Here is a 19,941-nt window from a genome sequence, read left to right on the forward strand (position 1 = left end):
GGGAAGCGGCGTCAGTCGTCATCCTCAATCCCATTCCCGTCATCCTGGGCCTTGTGCCGAGGATGACGGGGAGAAGCGTAGGCTAATTTCAGGACGCCTTGCCGTTCGGGGGCGCGATCACGGCGCGCGCCTCGGCCCCGGTGCGCAGGGCCGGGTCGCGCACCTCGACCTCGACGGCGATCGAGCCCGCCGGGTCGTGCGCCCACAGGTAGCGGCGCTCGATCTCGACCGCGCGGCCGGACGGGGCCACGCCCTCATAGACGTCGCCCCAGGGGGTGACGGCCTTCATCTCGACCCACAGCAGGGCGCAGGCGGCGTCCAGTTCCTCGATGGCCATTTCCGATAGTTCGTCGGCGTGCGGGGCGGGGGTGTTGGGGGTCACAGCCATCGGCGGACCTTTCCTTTGTAGGCCTGGTAATCGGCGCCGAACTTGCCCGCCAGATAGCGCTCCTCGCGGGCGATGACGAAGCGGTCGACGACGATCAGGCAGGGGACCAGCAGGGCCAACGCGATCGGGCTGTCCATGGCGATGGCCAGACCCAGATAGGTGATGGCGAAGCCCAGATAGATCGGGTTGCGGCTGAACTTGTAGAGACCGCCCGTGGCCAGGACCGTCGTCGGCTTCCACGGCTCGGGCGGGGTGCCGAGGCGACGGAAATAGCCCGCCGCCGCCCCGTCCAGCAGCAGACCGACGACGATCAGCGTCAGGGCGACCCCGCGCCGCGCCTCGACCGCCAGCCCCAGCGACGGCTCGGCCGTCCACTGGCCCAGTCCCCATCCGGCTAGAAGGAAGCCGAAATAGATCAGCGGCGGCGGGGCGATGACGCCCGAATGGTCGCCCTTGGCGTTCAACGCTTGGCGTCTTCGTCGGCGTAGATGGCGACGTGGCTGGCGCGGTTCGATCCGGCCTCGCCGCGATACATGCCCGAGGTGTTCATCGAGAAGGCGACCGTGCCGTCCTTGCCCATGACGATGACGCCGCCGTCGCCGCCGATGGCGCCGACTTCCGCGATCTCGGCGTCGGCCGCCGGCTGGACCGCCATGCCCTCGGCGGTGCGGTGGCAGATGTCGCGCGCCACGGTGGCGCGGATGAAATACTCGCCCGCGCCGGTGGCCGAGACGGCGCAGCCGTCGGCGTTGGAGGCGTAGGTGCCCGCGCCGATCACCGGCACGTCGCCGACCCGGCCCCAGCGCTTGGCGGTCATGCCGCCGGTCGAGGTGCCGGCCGCCAGACGGCCCTGGCTGTCCAGGGCCACGGCGCCGACGGTGCCGAATTTCCGCTCGTCCAGCGGGGCTTCGTTCAGGGCGGCGAGGGGAACCGCGGCGCCGTGCTTGCTCGGCTCCGGCGGGGCGCCCGCCGGGCGGGGCGGCAGGGGCTGGCCCGCTTCGCGCAGGGCCTTCAGCAGCGCCTGCCAGCGGCTTTCGGTGAAGAAGAAGCTGGGGTCGACCTGCTCCAGACCGACCGAGGCGGCGAAGCTCTCGGCGCCTTCGCCGATCAGCATGACGTGGGGGGACTGCTCCATCACCGCGCGCGCCGCCGCGATCGGGTGGCGGGTGCGGGTCAGGCCGGCCACGGCCCCGGCGGTCAGGTCGGCGCCGTTCATCACGGCGGAATCCAGTTCGTTCTTGCCGGCGGCGGTGAAGACGGCCCCGCGCCCGGCGTTGAACAGGGGGTTGTCCTCCATCGTCTGAACCGCGGCCTGAACCGCGTCCAGGGCCGAGCCGCCCTTGGCCAGAACGGCCGAGCCGGCGTCCAGCGCCGCCTGCAGACCCGCGCGATAGGCGGCGTCGCGTTCCGGCGACAGTTCGGCGCGCTCGATGACGCCCGCGCCGCCGTGGATGGCCAGCGACCAGGTCGGGGCGTTTTCGGCGTGGGCCGAGGTCGCCAGCAGAGCCAGCGCCGCGGCGGCGGTCAGGATGGATTTCATTTCAGTCTCTCCCCATTTTTTCCTCCCCACCTTGTGGGGAAGCAGCGCGGACGCGCAAGCGGCGTGACGGAGGGGCTGTTTGAGCGTGGCTCGCCCCTCCACCGCTACGCGGTCCCCCTCCCCATGGCATGGGGAGGAAATAGTTCAACGATGATGTCGTCGTTTCCAGACGCGGTAGCCCAGAATGGGGGCGAAGCCGCAGACCAGCGCCGCCAGCAGCACCATCCAGAAGCCTCCCCCCAGCCAGTATTCCCCGGCCAGAGCCCCGGCCCCGGCCGCCAGAAGCGGGCCGAGCCAGGGCAGCCAATGCGGCGGCCGCATCCTCATTCAGGCGTCGACCTTGATGACGCCGCGACGAATCTGGTCCAGCTCGATCGAATCGAACAGGGCCTGGAAGTTGCCGTTGCCGAAGCCCTCGTTGCCCTTGCGCTGGATGATCTCGAAGAAAATCGGACCGAAGGTGTCCTGGGTGAAGATCTGCAGCAGCAGGCCTTCCTCGTCCGAACCGTCGATCAGGATGCGGTTCTTGCGCATCCGCTCCACGTCCTCGCCGTGGTGGGGCAGACGCTTGTCGATCAGCTCGAAGTAGGTCTCGATCGTGTCCTGGAAGGCCACGCCGCGCGCCTTCATGGCTTCGACGGTCTCGTAGATGTTCTGGGTAGTCAGGGCGATGTGCTGGATGCCTTCGCCGTTGTAGCGCCGCAGGAACTCCTCGATCTGGGAGTTGTCGTCCTGGCTTTCGTTCAGCGGGATGCGGATGGCGCGGTCGGGCGCGATCATGGCCTGCGAGAAAAGGCCGGTGGCCTTGCCCTTGATGTCGAAATACTTCTGCTCTTCGAAGTTGAAGACCTGGCCATAGAAGCCGGACCAGGTGCGCATCTCGCCGCGACGCACGTTGTGGGTCAGGTGGTCGAGGACCTCGAGACCCATGGAATTCTTGCGCTCGGCCTCTTCCCAGCCCTCGATCTCGTCCCAGGCCTCATAGAGCGAGCCCTGCTCGCCGTACTGGTCGATGACGTACAGCAGGCTGCCCCCGATGCCTTGCAGGATATAGGGATAGTCGTTCCCCAGGGCGCCGCCCTGCGCGCCCTCGGCCTTGCGGGCGCCGCGTTCCAGCGCGCCCTCATAGGCGGCCTTGGCGTCGGCGACGCGGAAGGCCATGCCGTTGGCCGAGGGGCCGTGGTCCCTGGCGAAGTCCGCCGCCTGGCTCCCCGGAACCTTCGTCGGCGTGCGGTTGACCAGCATGGTGATGTCGCCCTGCTTCAGGCGCACAGCGCCGGTGGTCGGGTTCACATGGGTCTGGGTGAAGCCCATCAGCTCCAGCCGGGCGATCATGGCTTCGGGCTCGGGTCCGGTGAATTCGACGAATTCGAAACCGTCCACGCCCAGCGGGTTTTCCTGATCGAGTTTGGCGGCGTCATTCATGACGCGTCTCCTCTGACTGTCTTTTGGGGCGGCTCCTGCCGCCGATTGGGGCGGAACCTAATGGGCGCCCCCGGTGGGACGCAAGGCGGCGCTGATCCGAAACAGGACACGTTGCGGTGTCGCTGGCGATGATCGACGGGTGCACGCGGGCCTCTAGCCTGCTAGAGCCGCAGGCTCAATCGGGACGCCTGTATGCTTCGCAAGCTCTATGACTGGGTCTTCTCCCTGGCCCGCCACCGTCACGCGACCCGGTCGCTGGCGATCGTGTCCTTCGCGGAAAGCTCCTTCTTCCCCATTCCCCCCGACGTCATGCTGGCGCCCATGGTGCTGGCCAAGCCGGAACGGGCCTATTTCTACGCCATGGTCTGCACGGTCGCCTCGGTGCTGGGGGCGATGCTGGGCTACGCCATCGGCTATTTCCTCGAGCCGGTCGGCCTGCAACTGCTGGCCCTGCTGGGCAAGGCCGATACCTTCGAGGCGTCCAAGGCCCTGTTCCAGCAGCACGGCGCCTGGATCATCCTGATCAAGGGGCTGACGCCGATCCCGTTCAAGCTGATCACCATCGCCTCGGGCATCTTCCATTTCAATCTGGCGCTGTTCCTGGCCCTGTGCGTCGTGACGCGCGGCGCCCGCTTCTTCCTGGTGGCCTTCGTGCTCAAGCGCTGGGGCGAGCCGATGCTGGCGATCATCGAGAAGCGGCTGGCGCTTTTCACCGTGCTTTTCGTGGTTCTGCTGGTCGGCGCCTTCTTTGCGGTCAAGCTTGTCGGACACTGATCGACGCGGGCTCCGGCTGCGTCTAAGAAAGGCGCCATGAAGCGCCTTTATCTACGTCTGACCCGCTGGTGGACCGCCTTCGCGCTGGCGGCCTCTCTGGCCATGCTGGGCGCGGCCCACGCCTTCGAGCGGTTCGCCGGGCTGGCGCCCTGCAACCTCTGCCTCAAGCAGCGCGAGGTCTATTGGGCCGCCGTGGCCATCGCGGGCGCCGCCACCTTCTGGGCCGTCTTCAGCCGCGCCAGCCGCGGCACGCCGCGCATCGCCTCCTTCCTGCTGGCCGCCGTCTTCTTCACCGGCGCGATCACCGCCGGCTATCACGCGGGCGGCGAGCTCAAGTGGTGGGCCCTGCCGGCGACTTGTATGGCGGTCAATCCGACCGACTTCAGCATCGAAGGCCTGAACGCCCTGGCGCTCGGCACCGCCGAGATCAAGCCCATCGTCGGCTGCGGCGACGTGCCGTGGAGCTTCGCCGGAATCTCGATGGCCGGCTGGAACTTCCTGATCTCCCTGGCGCTGGCCATTTTCAGCCTGCTGGCGGCGAAACGTCCCAAGGACGCGCGCGCGCCCAAGGCGTAGAGAGGCGATCATGACCGAGGCATCCGACACCGTCGCCGCCGCCCGCCGCATCCCTCTGCCGCGCCCCGGCGTGGGCCAGACCCGCGCCCGCATGGCGGAAATGCTGCGCGTCGACCATGCGGGCGAGTTCGCCGCCGTCCACATCTACCGCGCCCAGCGCGCTGTGCTGGAAGGCCGCAAGGGCAAGGCCGTCATCGCCGCCGACCTGACCGAGATGGAGGGCCACGAGGCCGTCCACCTGGCCCGGTTCGAGGCTCTGCTGACCGAAAACCGGGTGCGCCCCACGGCCATGATTCCGCTGTGGAAGCTGGCCGCCACGGCGCTGGGCGCCGGCACCGCCCTGATCAGCGAGAAGGCCGCCCACGCCTGCACCGAGGCGGTCGAGAGCGTCATCGAGCAACACTACGCCGACCAGATCGAAGAGGTCCGCGAGCGCGACCCCGAACTGGCCGCCGAACTGACCCAGTTCCGCGAAGAGGAACTGGCCCACCACGACCACGCCATCGAGCACGGCAGCCGCGAGGCCCCGGCCTATCGGTTGCTGTCCAGCGTCATCAAGGTCGGCTGCAAGGCCGCCATCAAGATCAGCGAACGGATCTGAACCTGCTTCTCCCTCCCCTTCATGGGGAGGGTGGTCGCGCAGCGACCGGGTGGGGAGGGCGAGGCGATACGGAGCGCGGCGCTTGAATAGCCCAAGCGCCCCCACCCGGCCTCGGCTACGCCTCAGCCACCCACATCAAACGCCAGCATCATGGTCCGCTGCACGGCGTTGAAATTATCGTCGGACAGGATGTAGAGCCGCGTCCGCGCGCCGCGCTTTTCCGCCGCGATCCCCTCGAAATTATCCGTCGTGCCCGGCAGCTTCAGTTCGATCAGAACAGGCCCCAGCGTCCCGTCAGCCGCCATGCGCCGCACCCGCGCCCGCATGTCGACCGGCGCGCGATAGGACCTTTGCACCACGAACCAGCCGCCCGCCGGGTCGCGGTCCATGCCGGTGATGCGGTAGTCGCTTTCGGGGATCGGCGTCGCCGGGGGCGCGGTCACGACCGAACAGCGCGCCGCCGAACAGTCCCACACCCCGCCCGCCTCGCCCGCGACCCGCCAGCCGTTGTTTGAGGCCGCCAGCCCCTCCATGCCCTCGTTCTCGGGGAAGGGGAAGTCCGGTTGGCGCACGGCCTCGGGCCGGGTCCCCAGCGCCGCCAGAGGGCCGTAGTTCCAGATGCGGTGGTCGTGCTCGAAGCTGACCAGGAGCTCCCCGCTCGCGGTGATCGCCAGCCCCTCGGCGTCGCCCGCGGCCTTCTGGCTGATCGGCGTCCCGTCGGTCAGGGTCAGGCGGCGCACCCTCAGGCCCTCCAGCCCGATCAGCCGCCCGCCTCGGTCCAGCGCCAGCGTCCCGCGCGCCAGATCGCCGGCGTCGGACACGGCGATGAAGCCGCCGTCGCCGGTCAGCTTCAGGTCGGACAGGCTGTGCAGCGGCGAGGCGGGATCGGCCCGCAGAGTCACGCCCCCGGCGTAGCGCACGCCCTTCGCCAGGGTCGCCCCGCCGGGCAGGCCCAGGCCGACCGGGCGGGTCGAGGGGCTGGCCGCGCTCCAACCGTCGGCCTCGGGAGTCGGCGCCCAGGGCTGCGACGTCACGACCGCGCTGGCGCAGGCCGCCAGCGTCAGCGCCGCCAGCGCGGCGACATAGACGCGCCGGTTCACGCCGCGCGCTTCCTCGGCGTCTTGGCTACAGCCTTGGGCTTGGCCTCGAACAGTTCGGCCAGCTTCTCGGTCATGACGCCGGCCAGCTGCTCGACGTCGACGATGGTCACGGCGCGGCGATACCAGCGGGTCACGTCGTGGCCGATGCCGATGGCGATCAGTTCAACCGGCGACCGGGTCTCGATCTGCTCGATTACCTGACGCAGGTGCTTGTCCAGATAGAGGGCGGCGTTGGCCGATTGCGTCGAGTCGTCCACCGGCGAGCCGTCGGAAATCACCATCAGAATCTGGCGCGACTCGGTGCGACCCAGCAGGCGCTCGTGCGCCCAGGTCAGGGCCTCGCCGTCGATGTTTTCCTTCAGCAGGCCCTCGCGCATCATCAGGCCCAAGTTCTTCTTGGCCCGGCGCCACGGAGCATCCGCCGATTTGTAGATGATGTGGCGCAGGTCGTTCAGGCGGCCCGGATGGGCAGGCTTGCCGGCGCTGATCCAGGCCTCGCGCGACTGCCCGCCCTTCCAGGCGCGGGTGGTGAAGCCCAGGATCTCGACCTTGACCCCGCAGCGTTCCAGCGTCCGCGCCAGAATGTCGGCGCAGACCGCCGCCACCATGATCGGCCGCCCGCGCATCGAACCCGAGTTGTCGATCAGCAGGGTCACGACTGTGTCCCGGAACGGGCTCTCGCTCTCCATCTTGAACGACAGGGGGCTGGTCGGATCGGTGATGACGCGGGTCAGGCGGGCGGTGTCCAGCACGCCCTCCTCCAGATCGAATGCCCAGCTGCGGTTCTGCTGCGCCATCAGGCGGCGTTGCAGCTTGTTGGCCAGGCGCGACACCACGCTCGACAGGGTCGCCAGCTGGGCGTCCAGCAGCGAGCGCAGCCGGTCCAGCTCCATCGGGTCGCACAGCTCCTCGGCGCCGATCGTCTCGTCATAGGCGCTGGTGAAGACGTGGTAGGCGTTGATGGCGCGCCCGTCGTCGGCGTTGTCCTGACGGTTGGGCAGGGCGCCTTCGTTCAGTTCCGGGCCGTCGTCCGAGGCCTCGCCATCGGGCTCGGCGGGGGCGCCGTCGGGGCGGGTCTGGCGCTCGTCCTCGGCGGACTGGTCGTCGGCCGTGCCTTCCAGCGACTGGCCGCCTTCGCCGCCGTCCTCTTCTTCCTGTTCCTGCTCGTCGGCCTGATCCTGCCGCGACTGGTCGGGCTCGTCCTCGCCCTCCTCGTCGTTGGCGTCCTCAGCATGGCCGTCGCCGGGATCGAGGTCCAGCGCCCGCAGCACGTCCTTCAGCCGGGCCGCGAAGGCCGTCTGGTCGTCGGCCACGGCGGCGAGGGCGTCCAGTTCCGTCCCCGCCTTCAGCTCCAGATTGGACCGGACCAGGTCCAGCATGGTCTTGAGCCCGTCGGTCGCGGGCTCGCCCGTCAGCCGTTCGCGCACCAGCAGGGCGGCGGCCTCGGCCACCGGCACCCGCTCGGCCTCGGCCCGCAGGGCGCCCGACTTCTCCAGCCGGGTCAGAAGCGCTGCGTTCAGATTATTGCGCACCCCCTTCAGTTCGCGCGCCCCGACCGCCTCGACCCGCGCCTGTTCGACGGCGTCGAAGACCTCGGCCGCCGTCTGATCGACGGGCCGCAGCCGGGCGTTCAGCCCCTCGTCGTGATTGGCTAGCCGCAGGGCCAGCCGGTCGGCCTGACCGCGCAGGGTCGCGCTCTCGGGCGCACCCGGATCGCGCGGCGGGTGGGGCAGGGTCAGGACGCCGTTGGACAGTCGCGGCCCGTCAGAGCCGAAGGTCACCTCCAGCTCGGCCTGCTCGGCCAGCGCCCGCGCAGCGTGCGCCAGCGCGCGTTTGAAGGTCTCGACGGGGGTCTCTGCGGCGGCCATGGCCCACACATAGACCACCCCGCGCGCGGGGGAAGGGGGCGGGCGGCCTGGGGGCGCGAAAAGCCCGCTGTTCTAGAAGCTCTGCGGCGTCCTCGACCCCTGGGACTCGCGCAGGCGATCGCCCGCCGAGCGGTCGCGGGCGGCGCTGTTCACCGGGACCTGACGGCAGACACGTTCCGACAGATTGGAGCCCGGCGTGCGTTCCCGGCGGCAGACTTCGCGCATCGGCTCGCCGGACGGAACGGTCGGAGCCGGGGCGATGGCCGTGCTCGGCGGGACGGCGGGGCGACTGGCCGACGCGGCGGTCGGATCAAGGGTAAGAACGGCGAGAGACGCAACCAGGATCATGAACATCTGAGCGGCTTTGATTTTCTTCTAGCAGGGCAGAACGGGAGCAGCGTGGGGCGATCAGGGCCGAAAAGGCTCCAAGAGTCTACCTTCTATGCGACCATCCCGCGCGCGGGGTTAGAGAACCCAGGCGGCGGGCACGCCGACGGGAGGGCCTGGCGGCGGGCCGAGCTCGGGCGCGATCTCCGTTGCATCGGGCGCTTGGGACAGGCGCGCGCCGGCGACAAGGGTGATCGACGTCAGCCGACCGGGCGCCCGCCGGGCGCGCGCCGGCTGGGGCCGTTCGAGGAGTCGAGGCCGATGCTTTGCATCTGCCGCAGATAATCGCCCGACATCAGTTCGCGGCCCGCGCTGTTCACCGGCACTTCGCGGCAGACGCGGCGCATGATGTTGCTGTCCATGGCCTTCTCGCGACCGCAGACGACCCGAGTGGGGCCGTCCGGCAAGGTCGGGGCGCGGGCCGAGATGGCGCGCGACGGCGTGCTGGAGGCGACGCGCGGTCGAGCGGCGCCCTCCTCATTCTGGAGCGCGGGGGCGCCCAGCAGGGCCAGGGCGGCGGCGGTGATCAACAGCATGGCGAACTCCTGTGCGCGGAACGGTCAGACGGCCATCCTGCCCGCCGCTTCACTTTGTGGCAACACTGTTATCCGAACCGTTCCGCTTGTCGGCGCGCTTGACCCGCGCACGCATGGCGCTGCCGGGCCCGACTTCCACGTCGAAACGGCCCGTGGCGCGGATCAGCTCCGACAGCTTGGCGTAGCCGTAGGTGCGCTGGTCAAAGTCGGAATGGGCGTTCCTCAGCCGGTTGCCGATGCCGCCGACGCTGACCCAGCCGTCGCCGTCCTCGTCCATGTCGGCGATGGCGGTGGCGATCAGCGGCGTGGCCTCGGACGGTTTCCTCACCGCGGGGATCGGGGCGGGGGTTGCGGTCGCGTCCGCGTCGCCGCCCTCCGCAGGGCCTCTCAGGTTCTCGGTGTAGATGAAGCGGGTGCAGGCCTGACGGAAGCTCTCGGGCGTCTTGCGCTCGCCAAAACCATAGACCGGCACGCCCTGTTCGCGGATGCGCGCCGCCAGCCGGGTGAAGTCGCTGTCCGACGACACCAGGCAGAAGCCGTCGAACCGCCCCGAGTGCAGCAGGTCCATGGCGTCGATGACCAGGGCGATGTCGCCGGAATTCTTGCCCTTGGTGTTGGCGAAATTCTGCTGCCACTGGATCGCCCAGCGCGCGAGGACGTCGATCCAGCCTTTCAGCGAGGTGTTGGCCGCGTCGCCATAGATGCGTCGGGCGCTGGCCTCGCCTAGCGTCGCGATCTCGGTGAACAGGGCCTCGGCGATCCGCGACGAGGCGTTCTCTCCGTCGATCAGCACGGCCAGGCGCGGCGTCCGGGCATAGGCGTTCAGGGCGTCGGTCGGCATGGGCGAGCCTTTCAGCGATCCGAACCGCCAGCCTCGACCCGCGCGCGGGCGCGGTCAACCGCCGACGGGCGTGCTACAGGGCGGCATGACCAACGCACCGCTCCGCCGCCTGATCGACCTGCCCGGCGTCGATGATCTGGAACTGAAGGCGCTGATGAAGCCGCGCTACGCCGATCCCGACGCCCGCGACGAATTCCCCGAGATCGACGCCCTGACCCAGTCCCTGTTCGGCCTGACGGGCGATGCGGCCGAGGCCGTCGCGCTGCCCGAGGATTGGCCCGACAGCTTGCGGGACATCCACCGCCTGTCCGGCGCCGATCTGGCCGAAGCCTTCGAGGCTATGGGCTGGGACGTGACCGACAAGCGCCGCAAGCCTCTGCGTCTCATGCCCCACTACGCCCTGCCTCTGGCCCTGGCGGCGCGCGGAGTGGCCGGCGAACTGCCCTTCCACGCCGAGCCCGACCACCCCACGACCGATTGGGGCGCCAGCCTGGCCGCCGACGCCGCCCGCTTCAGGAAGCGATAGCGGCCGCCAGCGTCGTCAGTCCAGAGGCGTCACCATCCCCGTGTTGTTGATGAAGTCTTCGGTCTCTTGACGCTTGGCGCGGGCTTGAAGCTCGGCGCGGTGGCGTGGCTCGCACTGGGTGCGGTCAAGGCGCGAACCCGTCGGCGCGCGTTGCGAACAGACGACTTCGAGCCGCGCCAGACGCCGGCGCTCGGCGGCCTGTCGCGGCGTTTCCGGCGCGGCGGCCTCTGCCGACGCCATCACTTGAGGCGCGGCTTGTGGCGAAGCGGGCTCTGGCTGCTGGGCCATCGGCATGGCCAGCAAGGCGAAGATGACCATAAGCATCAGGCGCAATCCCTTGTTTTGAGGCCGAGAGCCTCTCACGCCCCTCGGGATTCAGCAACCAAAGATATTCGGACTGGCGTCTGGCCGGTCCTCAGTCCTCGTCCATCTTCAGCGCCGCGATGAAGGCTTCCTGCGGAATCTCGACCTTGCCGAACTGGCGCATGCGCTTCTTGCCAGCCTTCTGCTTCTCGAGCAGTTTCTTCTTGCGGGTGGCGTCGCCGCCGTAGCACTTGGACGTCACGTCCTTGCGCAGGGCGCGGACGGTTTCGCGGGCGATGATCTTGCCGCCGATGGCCGCCTGGATCGGAATGACGAACATGTGGGGCGGGATCAGCTCCTTCATCTTCTCGACCATGCCGCGTCCGCGCGTTTCGGCGCGGCCACGGTGGACCAGCATCGACAGGGCGTCGACCGGCTCGGCGTTGACGAGGATGCTCATCTTGACTAGGTCGCCGACCTTGTAGTCGGTCAGCTCATAGTCGAACGAGGCGTAGCCCTTCGAGATCGACTTCAGGCGGTCGTAGAAGTCGAAGACGACCTCGTTCAGCGGCAGCTCATAGACCACCAGCGCGCGGCTGCCGACGTAGGACAGCTCGACCTGCGAGCCGCGGCGATCCTGACACAGCTTGATGACGCCGCCCAGGTATTCGTCGGGGGTCAGGATGGTAGCCTTGATCCACGGCTCGGCGATCGACTCGATCTGCATCACGTCGGGCAGGTCGGCCGGGTTGTGCAGGTCGATCTCGCGTCCGTCGCGCAGGCCGATCTTGTAGACGACCGAGGGGGCCGTCGCGATCAGGTCCAGGTTGAACTCGCGGCTCAGGCGCTCCTGGATGATCTCCAGGTGCAGCAGGCCGAGGAAGCCGCAGCGGAAGCCGAAGCCCAGGGCAGCCGAGGATTCCATCTCGAAGGTGAAGCTGGCGTCGTTCAGGCGCAGCTTGCCGATGGCGGCGCGCAAGTCCTCGAAGTCGGCGGCGTCGACCGGGAACAGGCCGCAGAAGACCACGGACTGGACCTCCTTGAAGCCCTTCAGCGGTTCGGCGGTCGGCTTCTTCTCGTCGGTGATGGTGTCGCCGACGGCGGCGTGGGCCACTTCCTTGATCTGGGCGGTGATGAAGCCGACCTCGCCGGGGCCGAGCTGGTCCACGGGGGTGTTCTTGGGCAGGAAGACGCCGACGCGGTCGACCAGGTGGGTCGTGCCGTGCTGCATCATCTGCACGCGCATGCCGGTCTTCAGCACGCCGTCGAACACGCGCACCAGAAGCACCACGCCCAGGTAGGGGTCGTACCAGGCGTCGACCAGCATGGCCTTGAGTGGGGCGTTGATGTCGCCCTTGGGCGCGGGCAGGCGGGCCACGATGGCCTCCAGCACGTCCTCGATGCCGATGCCCGACTTGGCCGAGCACATGACGGCGTCCGAGGCGTCGATGCCGATGACGTCCTCGATCTGCTGGCGAACGCGCTCGGGTTCGGCGGCGGGCAGATCGATCTTGTTCAGGACCGGCACGATGTCGTGGTTGTTGTCGATCGCCTGATAGACGTTGGCCAAGGTCTGGGCCTCGACCCCCTGCGAGGCGTCCACCACCAGGATCGAACCCTCGCACGCGGCCAGACTGCGCGACACCTCATAGGCGAAGTCGACGTGCCCCGGCGTGTCCATCAGGTTCAGGACATAGTCCAGCCCGTCCTTGGCCTTGTAGTTCAGGCGCACGGTCTGCGCCTTGATGGTGATGCCGCGCTCTTTTTCGATGTCCATATTATCGAGGACTTGCGCCGACATTTCACGCGCGGTCAGGCCGCCGGTGAACTGAATCAGCCGGTCTGACAGCGTGGACTTGCCGTGGTCGATATGGGCGACCACCGAGAAATTACGGATGCGTTCGATTGGGGGCGTCGTCATGGTCCGCGCGCTTAGCATCCGCAGCGCCCGAACGCCATGCACGGGGCGCTGTGGGCTTATTTCCGGCGAAGGTCGGCGGGCGACCGAGTTTATTTTGGGTGGTCGCCCCATCAAATGATCCGCCCGGAATCCTGGCGGTCGTCCAATCCATAACAATTGGCGCGGGGCGCCACGGGAATGCCCGAAGAGCGGCCATTTTGGGGCTGGTTCGCTTGGGCCGAAAATGCGGAACGACGGCTGCTCAGAGCGATTGGGTTGTCCGGAGGTGGAGGAACCTCCGTATCCATTTTGATCTGGAGGCTAACGATATGCGTGCCAAACTTATGACTTCGGCGGCGGTCCTGTTGGGGACGCTGGCGTTTGCGAGCGTGGGCTACGCCCAGTCCCATTCGACTGGGCCAACCGGCGCCGTCGGTGGCAACACTCACGCCACTGATTCCTACAACAGCGGTCACAACGACAATTCGACCTACACGGATAATTCTCAACAAAATGAAAGTGAACTTAAGGTCGAGGATTCTTACAACAACAATTCTCGGACCGAGACGGAAAATAAGGTAGAAGATTCGCATAACAACAATTCTCGAACGGAAACTGAAAACAAAATTGAGGATTCTTTCAACACCGACAACTCTTCCAGAGTTGAAAACGAACATTCTTTCAATACGGACAGTTCTTCCAGGGTTGAAAACGAACATTCGTATAACGCTGATGAATCGTACAATACCGATGAGTCGTTCAACACGGATAACTCTGTCTATGTCGATGATTCCTTCAACACCGACAGCTCCACCAATGACTCGTTCAATGACTACTCGAGTCATGACAGCTGGAACATTCGGGTTTCCCTGAACTTGCAGGACCTGGACGCGTCGGTGAGCGATATCGGCTTCGACCAGTCGGAAAGGGATGACGGCAGCCAGCATGGCCATATGACCACGGGCGACATCAGCCAACACGGCGGCGCCTTCGCCGGCTTCGCGGGCATTCAGACCGTAAGCAACAACACCGGCATGGCCTCGATCGGCCAGGCGGCGACGGCGGTCAGCGCCAACGCCAACGTCACCTTCGGCAGCGGCGGCGGCGGCATCTAAGCGTCCTACTGTCGGCGGCCGGTTTCACCGGCCGCCGATGTCTTTCTGGGAGGAAGCCATGCTTGTTTTTCTAACAGCCGCGCTCTTGTTCGCTGGCTCGGATCCCGCCCCCCCGCCGCCGATTGTTTCACCGGCTACGTCTCAAGTCCCGGCGGTTTCGACGTCCCCCGCAATACCGGCGCTGGATCTGTCGCAGCTCCGTGACCTGAACGGACGCCAAGGCGTCAGCGTCATCGTCGCCAGCGATCAGCTTCTGAAGGCTACGAACAGCGGCAACAGCGTCAACGCCAACACCGTGGGGTCCGGCGCGATCACGATCAGTCCCAACGCCTTCGCCGGCTACAGCGGCATCGGCAATTTCGTCATGAACACCGGCCACAACAACAATCTCCAAGGCGCGATCACCATCAATATCGTGACCACGGGGCCGACGCCGTGAAACGAGGAGGGCTCTGTATCCGCGGCGGTCTAGGCCTTCCGTTTGCGGCCTTGTGCATGGCCTGGATGTCGGCGGCGCCTGCAGGCGCCGATGTGCTTCTCAGCAGCGGGCCGGCGCCGGCCAGGGTCAGCGTCGTCAGCTATCGCGACATCCCGTTTCGGACCGTGGTCCGGCAGCGTTACGACTTCAGTTGCGGCTCGGCTGCGCTGGCCACCCTGCTGCGCTATCACTACGACCGCAACGTCGGCGAGGAGCAGGTGTTTCGCGCCATGTACGCGGACGGAGATCAGACGGCGATCCGGCGGGTCGGCTTCTCCCTGCTCGACATGAAGCGGTTTCTTGAAACCAGCGGCTATGAGGCGGACGGCTTCAGATTGGGGCTCGTCGATCTGGCCGAGATGAACAAGCCCGCGATCGTCATGATCAACACGGCCGGCTACAAGCATTTCGTGGTGTTCAAGGGCGACGACGAGGGGCGCGTGCTCATCGGCGATCCCGCCCTGGGGCTCAAGATCTACACTCGCGACGAGTTCGCCTCCATGTGGAACGGCGTCGCCTTCGTGATACGGGCGCCGGCCGACAGCTTCAATCAGGCGGCGGAATGGACGCCCTGGAACCGGTCGCGGCCTTGGCAGGCCCTGCCGGACCGTTCCCTGGCGGAACTGACGCGAGAATTGCCGCCGCTCTATCAGATCACTACGCGCTTCCCCATCGACCCGTATTTGAGGTGACGATCATGCGACGCGCACGTTCCCTTTTGCTGCTCGCCCTGATCGCCATGGCTCCGGCCTTGATGGCGACGGCGGCCCTGGCGGAAACCCCCTCGGGGCCGCAGCCCCTGTCCGATGACGAACTGTCGGGCCTGCGCGGCGGCTTCATCACCACCAACGGCTTCACCTTCGGTTTCGGCGTGGTCATTCGCTCCTATGTCGACGACCGGCTGGCGCTGCAGACGCGGCTGACCTGGACCCCGACCGGTCCGGTGACGCAGCAAATCCGCGGCGACGTGCCGGGCGTTGTCGATCTGGCGGCCGCCATGACGTCGCTGGTGAACAGCGGCATCGACCTGACCCAGCTTGCCGGAACCAGCGGCGGCGTCGCGCTTGTCGACGGCAACGGCGGGACGGCCCTGATCCATAATGTGACGGCCGGCCAGCTGCAGAATCTGATCGTCAACAACGCCAACAATCGCAACCTGCGTCAAGACATGGAGCTGAACCTGTACCTGCCGGATCTGGCGGCGATGCAGAGCGCCAGCAGCGCGCAGCAGCGTGCGGCGCAGATGACCTACGATCTCAATACGAGTCTGGTCGGTTCCCTCGGCCGCTGACGGTCTCCGGCGTTCCGGCCGGAGACCGCGGGCGTCGCTAGAAGACGATGGGCACGCGCAGCACAAACCGCATGTCCGGCGCGTCCTTCGTCACCCCGAACTCGAAATTGCCGTTCAGGCTGAAGCGGTCGCTGAGCAGGTAGGACATGCCGAACTGCAGGGCGCCGACCTGCAGGGAATCGGACTTCTCGGTGATGTCGTTCAACTCGCTCGTGGTCGGGCGGATATAGCTGTGCTTGTAGCCCAGCGAGTACGAGAATCTCGGATTGAGCGAGAAGCCGAAACCGATGGACATGCCGATGGCGTCGCCGGGATCGACGCGGCCGATGTGGATATCGCCCTCGGTCTTGTCGATGTTGCGCGACAGGTGGGAGAAGTAGCTGAGGCTGCCGAAGATCACCGCCGGGTCGCTGGGGTAGAGGAAGCTGACGCTGGGTTCGACGCCCCAGAAACCGGAGCCGGTGGCCAGGCGGGTCGCCACGCCGAACTCGTCGCGCGGAATTTCGAAGGGGCCTTTGCCGGTGTCGCTCTTGACCCGCAGGCTGGCGATGAAGATCGGTCGGCCGCGTTCGCCGCCGTTGATCTGATAGCGGACGGCGCCCTCGACGTCGCCGATGCCGTCGCCGCTCAGGTCGATGGTGCGGGTCACGGCCTGGTCGCGCTGCTGGACCGTGGTGATGGTGTCGTTGCGCCAGACGTAGGGCGCGCGCAGTTCGACCTCCATGCGCGAGGTTACGCCGTATTTGCCGGCGATGGTCGTCACCCCGGTGTCGCGGTCGGCCTCATTGGCCTCGATCACGCCGATCTGGACGCCGGGCACGATCTCGATGCCGCGGAACACCAGCCGGTTGGCGCTGGAGCGCGTGTATTCGGCCGACAGATCGACAGTCAGCTTGCCGGGCTGGGTCAGCACGGCGATGCCTTCGGGGAGGGCCGCCAATTGTTCGCGGCGAGCCTGTAGCAGCGGCGGTTCGACCGGCGGTGCGCCTTCCGGGGCCGGGGTGGTCTGGGGCTGGCCGTTAGGGGCGGCCTGACCGGCGCGCAGGTCCGTCATGTCGCGATCGGCGAAGACGGCGCGACCCGAGGCGTCGCTCTGGACGCGCCAGCGCGCATCGACGTCGGCATTGGCGATTCCGGCCGGCGGGGCGATCCCGGCGGCGCGTTCCGCCAGAAGCGCGTCCTGGGCCTCGATGCGTTTCTGCTGGTCGAGGACCAGGGCCTCGAGCCGCGCCACCCGCGCGGCCAGATCGGCGTCCTGGGCCAGGGTGGACTGCGGGCCGATGAGAGCCGCCGCCGCCACCGAAGCCAACAGCAGGCCTAGCCTCGATCCCTTTCGACGCGAGCCGTGCAAATCGCGTTGTCGAGGCGAAGGACGATGGATCATGACGCGCTCTCTCTCTTTGCAATGGGGATCAATGAAGGACGGGGTAGTCCGCGCCGTAGTCGCAGGCGGACCGCAGGTAGGCTTCGTTCAGAAGGGTCAGCCAGCCGTTCTGCATTGCGATCAGTTGACTGCGCTTCATCTGGCTCAGGGTCCGGCTGACGTGGACCAGGCTCAGGCCCAGCGCGTCCGCCAGCATCTCCTGCGTCAGCGGCAGATGCATCCGCTCGCCGTTGCACAGGCCGGCCCGTTGCAGGCGATCCCGCAGTTCCAGCAGCAGGTGGGCGAGCCGGGCCACGGCGGACTGGCGGCCCAGCCGCACGACGTGATTCAGCAGGCAGGCGTCCTCGTAGCGCCGCGCGGTGGCCAGCGCCCGGCGCAGCCGGTCGTGTCGGGGATCGTGAAGCGCGAGGATTTCGCGCAGCATGACGGCGTCGACGCACTCCACCCGGGTCAGGGCCACCGTCGTGGTTTCATCCAGCGGACGCGGGTCCGCGCCCAGGCCCAGGCCGTCGCCCGGCAGCAGGAAGCTGAAGATCTGGCGCTGTCCGTCCGCCAGGGTCCGCTGTCGACAGGCCCAGCCGCTCAGGATCAGCCGGGGCGTCACCGTGCGCCCTTCGGTCGTAAAGGTCTCGCCCGCCGCGATCACCTCCTGAAACACGCACAGCCGGCGCACCAGGGCGCGTTCCTCCTCCGACAGGCGCGCGGCGGTGTTCAGGATGCGGAGCGTCGCCATGTCGGCGGGCACGCCCAGACTGCGGCGCACGCTGATGTTTCGCGACGTCATGCCATGCAACCTGTGGGGCGCAGCGGCCACCCTCCGGCCGCACCGCGCCTGTCCCTCGCCAAATACATATCCGGCGCTCCTCCGCGGGGCCAAACGGTCGCCAAACGTCGCCGTTCCGTCAGGTCAGCGGAAACATGTATTTCTTTGAAGGCTGTGGCGCGGGGGCCGTGACCGCCGGGAGGGCTAGAAGGGCGCCTTCGCCGCGACGTAGGCGGCGACCACGACGATCAGCCCCGCGAACAGGCGGCGGCCCAGGGCGGCGTTGGCGCCGAGCCGCCGGCGAGCCACAGTTGGGCCGTGCCCATGGTCAGCTCTTCTTGATGGCCCGATTCCAGGGCGCGACGGCGAGGAGGCGGGCCATGCCGCAGAAGCCTGTCGCCCCGGCGACGAACAGGCCGGCGCCGACGAAGGCGCTGAGGCCCCAGAAAGCGGGATGCACGAGCGTACCCAGCACGCCGCCCAGCAGGATCAGGCCGCCCGCCGCCATCTGCACCTGGCGCATCAGCTCCAGCGGCGCCTGGGCATTGGTGCGGGTCGGCAGGCCGGCCTTCTTCCAGGCGTCTAGGCCCCCGTCCAGCACATAGGCCGGACCCGCCACGCGGTTGGCCAGGCGCTGACAGTTGACGCCCGTGCGATTGCCGGTGCGGCACATGAAAATGACGTCCTGATCCGCTTTGAGAGTCAGATCGGCGGCCTCGAAGGTCGACAGGGGCGCGGGCAGGGCGCCGACGACGTGGTCGCGGGCGAATTCGTCGGCTTCGCGGATGTCGACCAGGTGCGCGGCGCCGGACTTCAGGCGGGCGGCGACCTCGGCGGGCGACAGGGGGACGAGCGCGGTCATGGTCGGGTCTTTCAGGAAAGCGGAGGGCAATAGATTTCGGCGAGCACCGCGATCACCTTCAGGGCGGCCGGATCATCGATGCGGTAGAAGACGGCGGTGCCGTCCCGGCGTGTCGCGACCAGTTCGTCCTCGCGCAGGCGGGCCAGGTGCTGGGACAGGGCGGACTGGGACAGGCCGACGCAGGCCTGAAGCTGCGACACCTGCATTTCGCCGTCGCCGAGTTGGCACAGGATCATCAGCCTGTGTTCGTTCGACAGGGACTTGAGGAGGCGGGCGGCTTGTCCGGCGCTTTGCTGGAACCGGTCCAATCCGACGGCTTTAAGGGTGATCATGGCGGGCAATATATGAGTGCTTGCTAAATTAGCAATATTTAATATGTAGGGCGTCGCAAGGAGATCGTCACATGGTCCAGGCTGCACCGTCCGTTCCGCACGTCACCGGCGTTTTCGATCCGGCGACCCACACCGTCAGCTATATCGTCGCCGACCCGGCCACGGGGGCGGCGGCCATCATCGACCCGGTGCTGGATTACGATCCGGCGGCGGCGCGCACCTCGACCGGATCGGTGGACCGCCTGCTGGCGATGGTGGCCGAGCGCGGCTTGAAGCTGGCGCGGGTGCTGGAGACCCACGCCCACGCCGACCACCTGACGGGCGCCGACGTCATCCGTGTCCGCACCGGGGCGCCCATCGGCATCGGCGAGAAGATCACGCAGGTGCAGAAGACCTTCGGCGACCTGTTTGAGGCCCGCGACGTGACGCCGGACGCGGCGGTCTTCGACGAGACCTACGCCGAGGGCGACCGCTTCCGGCTGGGCGACCTGGAGGTCGAGGTCCTGCATACGCCCGGTCACACCCCCGCCTGCGTCAGCTATCGGATCGGCGATGCGGTCTTCGTCGGCGACGCCCTGTTCATGCCCGACTACGGCACGGCGCGGTGCGACTTTCCCGGGGGCGACGCGCGGACCCTATATCGTTCGATCCAGAAGCTGCTGGCCCTGCCTGACTCGACGCGCGTCTTCGTTGGTCACGACTATCTGCCCAAGGGGCGAGAGGTCGTCGTCTGGGAGACGACCGTGGCGAAGGAGCGGGCCGAAAACGTCCATGTCGGCGGCGGGCGGTCGGAGGAGGATTTCGCCGCCCTGCGCGAGGCGCGCGACGCGACCCTGAGCCCGCCGCAACTGATCCTGCCGGCGCTGCAGATCAATATTCGGGCGGGCGCCCTGCCGCCGGCCGAGCCGTCGGGCCGACGTTTCCTGAAAACGCCGCTGAACGCGATCTAGG

The 19,941-nt window shown here is 67.6% G+C and carries 25 protein-coding genes; 9 read left to right on the plus strand and 16 right to left on the minus strand.

The genetic code is table 11. From position 1 onward, the window contains the following. Positions 1–88: 88 nt before the first annotated feature. The 5 genes from AC1DJ5_RS08065 to hppD all read right to left on the minus strand — a co-directional run bounded on the left by AC1DJ5_RS08065 (position 89) and on the right by hppD (position 3,353). Positions 89–388, minus strand: coding sequence for a hypothetical protein (locus AC1DJ5_RS08065; protein WP_441454548.1), 300 nt, complete (start codon positions 386–388; stop codon positions 89–91). Then, on the minus strand, positions 379–852 hold the full coding sequence (locus tag AC1DJ5_RS08070; RefSeq protein WP_477020249.1) for a methyltransferase family protein: 474 nt from the start codon (positions 850–852) through the stop codon (positions 379–381). Before AC1DJ5_RS08070 ends, AC1DJ5_RS08065 begins: the two co-directional genes overlap by 10 nt. Then, positions 849–1,928, minus strand: coding sequence for an isoaspartyl peptidase/L-asparaginase family protein (locus AC1DJ5_RS08075; RefSeq protein ID WP_477020250.1), 1,080 nt, complete (start codon positions 1,926–1,928; stop codon positions 849–851). Before AC1DJ5_RS08075 ends, AC1DJ5_RS08070 begins: the two co-directional genes overlap by 4 nt. 144 nt (positions 1,929–2,072) lie before the next feature. Further along, positions 2,073–2,249 (minus strand): hypothetical protein, encoded by a 177-nt coding sequence (locus AC1DJ5_RS08080; RefSeq protein ID WP_441454544.1) that lies wholly within the window; start codon positions 2,247–2,249, stop codon positions 2,073–2,075. Positions 2,250–2,255: 6 nt separating this feature from the next. Then, the gene (gene hppD / locus AC1DJ5_RS08085; RefSeq protein WP_477020251.1) at positions 2,256–3,353 is read right to left on the minus strand and encodes a 4-hydroxyphenylpyruvate dioxygenase; all 1,098 of its coding nucleotides are present in this window, start codon (positions 3,351–3,353) and stop codon (positions 2,256–2,258) included. A gap of 192 nt (positions 3,354–3,545) precedes the next feature. Between hppD and AC1DJ5_RS08090 the strand changes: the two genes are divergently transcribed. The 3 genes from AC1DJ5_RS08090 to AC1DJ5_RS08100 are packed head-to-tail and all read left to right on the plus strand — an operon-like array spanning position 3,546 to position 5,304. Continuing rightward, positions 3,546–4,127: a YqaA family protein gene (locus AC1DJ5_RS08090; RefSeq protein ID WP_477020252.1), complete on the plus strand. Its 582-nt coding sequence runs from the start codon at positions 3,546–3,548 to the stop codon at positions 4,125–4,127. Positions 4,128–4,163: 36 nt separating this feature from the next. Then, a complete protein-coding gene (locus AC1DJ5_RS08095) occupies positions 4,164–4,703 on the plus strand; it encodes a disulfide bond formation protein B (RefSeq protein WP_441454541.1) in 540 nt (179 codons plus the stop codon). 10 nt (positions 4,704–4,713) lie between these two features. Further along, on the plus strand, positions 4,714–5,304 hold the full coding sequence (locus tag AC1DJ5_RS08100) for a demethoxyubiquinone hydroxylase family protein (protein ID WP_477020253.1): 591 nt from the start codon (positions 4,714–4,716) through the stop codon (positions 5,302–5,304). Positions 5,305–5,426: 122 nt separating this feature from the next. Here AC1DJ5_RS08100 and AC1DJ5_RS08105 read toward each other — a convergent pair whose 3' ends face one another. The 5 genes from AC1DJ5_RS08105 to AC1DJ5_RS08125 form a co-directional block, all read right to left on the minus strand. Then, positions 5,427–6,404, minus strand: coding sequence for an esterase-like activity of phytase family protein (locus AC1DJ5_RS08105; protein ID WP_477020254.1), 978 nt, complete (start codon positions 6,402–6,404; stop codon positions 5,427–5,429). Further along, on the minus strand, positions 6,401–8,272 hold the full coding sequence (gene cobT, locus AC1DJ5_RS08110; RefSeq protein ID WP_477020255.1) for a cobaltochelatase subunit CobT: 1,872 nt from the start codon (positions 8,270–8,272) through the stop codon (positions 6,401–6,403). The genes AC1DJ5_RS08105 and cobT overlap by 4 nt, the downstream gene beginning before the upstream one ends. A 72-nt stretch (positions 8,273–8,344) precedes the next feature. Next, on the minus strand, positions 8,345–8,626 hold the full coding sequence (locus AC1DJ5_RS08115) for a hypothetical protein (RefSeq protein ID WP_441454537.1): 282 nt from the start codon (positions 8,624–8,626) through the stop codon (positions 8,345–8,347). 233 nt (positions 8,627–8,859) lie between these two features. Beyond that, positions 8,860–9,195 (minus strand): hypothetical protein, encoded by a 336-nt coding sequence (locus AC1DJ5_RS08120; RefSeq protein WP_441454536.1) that lies wholly within the window; start codon positions 9,193–9,195, stop codon positions 8,860–8,862. Between the two features lie 49 nt (positions 9,196–9,244). Next, positions 9,245–10,036, minus strand: a complete 792-nt coding sequence (locus AC1DJ5_RS08125) for an NYN domain-containing protein (RefSeq protein WP_477020256.1) — start codon at positions 10,034–10,036, stop codon at positions 9,245–9,247. An 85-nt stretch (positions 10,037–10,121) separates the two neighbouring features. Between AC1DJ5_RS08125 and AC1DJ5_RS08130 the strand changes: the two genes are divergently transcribed. Beyond that, positions 10,122–10,562, plus strand: a complete 441-nt coding sequence (locus tag AC1DJ5_RS08130) for a hypothetical protein (protein ID WP_477020257.1) — start codon at positions 10,122–10,124, stop codon at positions 10,560–10,562. 15 nt (positions 10,563–10,577) lie between these two features. On the opposite strand, the gene AC1DJ5_RS08135 is transcribed toward AC1DJ5_RS08130, so the two are convergent. Both AC1DJ5_RS08135 and lepA read right to left on the minus strand, forming a co-directional pair. Continuing rightward, entirely contained in the window at positions 10,578–10,886 is a 309-nt protein-coding gene (locus AC1DJ5_RS08135) for a hypothetical protein (protein WP_441454533.1), read from the minus strand. A gap of 91 nt (positions 10,887–10,977) precedes the next feature. Continuing rightward, a complete protein-coding gene (lepA, locus tag AC1DJ5_RS08140; protein ID WP_477020258.1) occupies positions 10,978–12,786 on the minus strand; it encodes a translation elongation factor 4 in 1,809 nt (602 codons plus the stop codon). A 308-nt stretch (positions 12,787–13,094) separates the two neighbouring features. Here lepA and AC1DJ5_RS08145 point away from each other — a divergent pair, with 308 nt between their 5' ends. Genes AC1DJ5_RS08145 through AC1DJ5_RS08160 form a run of 4 tightly spaced genes read left to right on the plus strand, consistent with a single transcriptional unit; the run spans position 13,095 to position 15,649 of the window. Next, positions 13,095–13,880 (plus strand): hypothetical protein, encoded by a 786-nt coding sequence (locus AC1DJ5_RS08145; RefSeq protein ID WP_477020259.1) that lies wholly within the window; start codon positions 13,095–13,097, stop codon positions 13,878–13,880. Between the two features lie 37 nt (positions 13,881–13,917). Then, positions 13,918–14,319 (plus strand): hypothetical protein, encoded by a 402-nt coding sequence (locus AC1DJ5_RS08150; protein WP_477020260.1) that lies wholly within the window; start codon positions 13,918–13,920, stop codon positions 14,317–14,319. A 56-nt stretch (positions 14,320–14,375) separates the two neighbouring features. Continuing rightward, a complete protein-coding gene (locus tag AC1DJ5_RS08155; RefSeq protein WP_477020261.1) occupies positions 14,376–15,050 on the plus strand; it encodes a C39 family peptidase in 675 nt (224 codons plus the stop codon). A 5-nt stretch (positions 15,051–15,055) separates the two neighbouring features. Further along, positions 15,056–15,649: a hypothetical protein gene (locus AC1DJ5_RS08160; protein ID WP_441454528.1), complete on the plus strand. Its 594-nt coding sequence runs from the start codon at positions 15,056–15,058 to the stop codon at positions 15,647–15,649. Positions 15,650–15,686: 37 nt separating this feature from the next. Here AC1DJ5_RS08160 and AC1DJ5_RS08165 read toward each other — a convergent pair whose 3' ends face one another. The 4 genes from AC1DJ5_RS08165 to AC1DJ5_RS08180 form a co-directional block, all read right to left on the minus strand. Next, a complete protein-coding gene (locus AC1DJ5_RS08165; RefSeq protein WP_441454527.1) occupies positions 15,687–17,033 on the minus strand; it encodes a transporter in 1,347 nt (448 codons plus the stop codon). 28 nt (positions 17,034–17,061) lie between these two features. After that, positions 17,062–17,817 carry a Crp/Fnr family transcriptional regulator gene (locus AC1DJ5_RS08170; RefSeq protein ID WP_477020262.1) on the minus strand — a complete coding sequence of 252 codons (756 nt, stop codon included), beginning with the start codon at positions 17,815–17,817 and terminating at the stop codon, positions 17,062–17,064. 307 nt (positions 17,818–18,124) lie between these two features. Continuing rightward, positions 18,125–18,658, minus strand: coding sequence for a rhodanese family protein (locus tag AC1DJ5_RS08175; protein WP_477020263.1), 534 nt, complete (start codon positions 18,656–18,658; stop codon positions 18,125–18,127). An 11-nt stretch (positions 18,659–18,669) separates the two neighbouring features. Then, positions 18,670–18,990 carry an ArsR/SmtB family transcription factor gene (locus AC1DJ5_RS08180; protein WP_441454524.1) on the minus strand — a complete coding sequence of 107 codons (321 nt, stop codon included), beginning with the start codon at positions 18,988–18,990 and terminating at the stop codon, positions 18,670–18,672. 71 nt (positions 18,991–19,061) lie between these two features. On the opposite strand from AC1DJ5_RS08180, the gene AC1DJ5_RS08185 reads away from it, so the two are divergent. Continuing rightward, positions 19,062–19,940, plus strand: coding sequence for an MBL fold metallo-hydrolase (locus AC1DJ5_RS08185; RefSeq protein WP_477020264.1), 879 nt, complete (start codon positions 19,062–19,064; stop codon positions 19,938–19,940). Position 19,941 lies beyond the last annotated feature (1 nt).

This window comes from Brevundimonas sp. 01N35 (assembly GCF_056399785.1).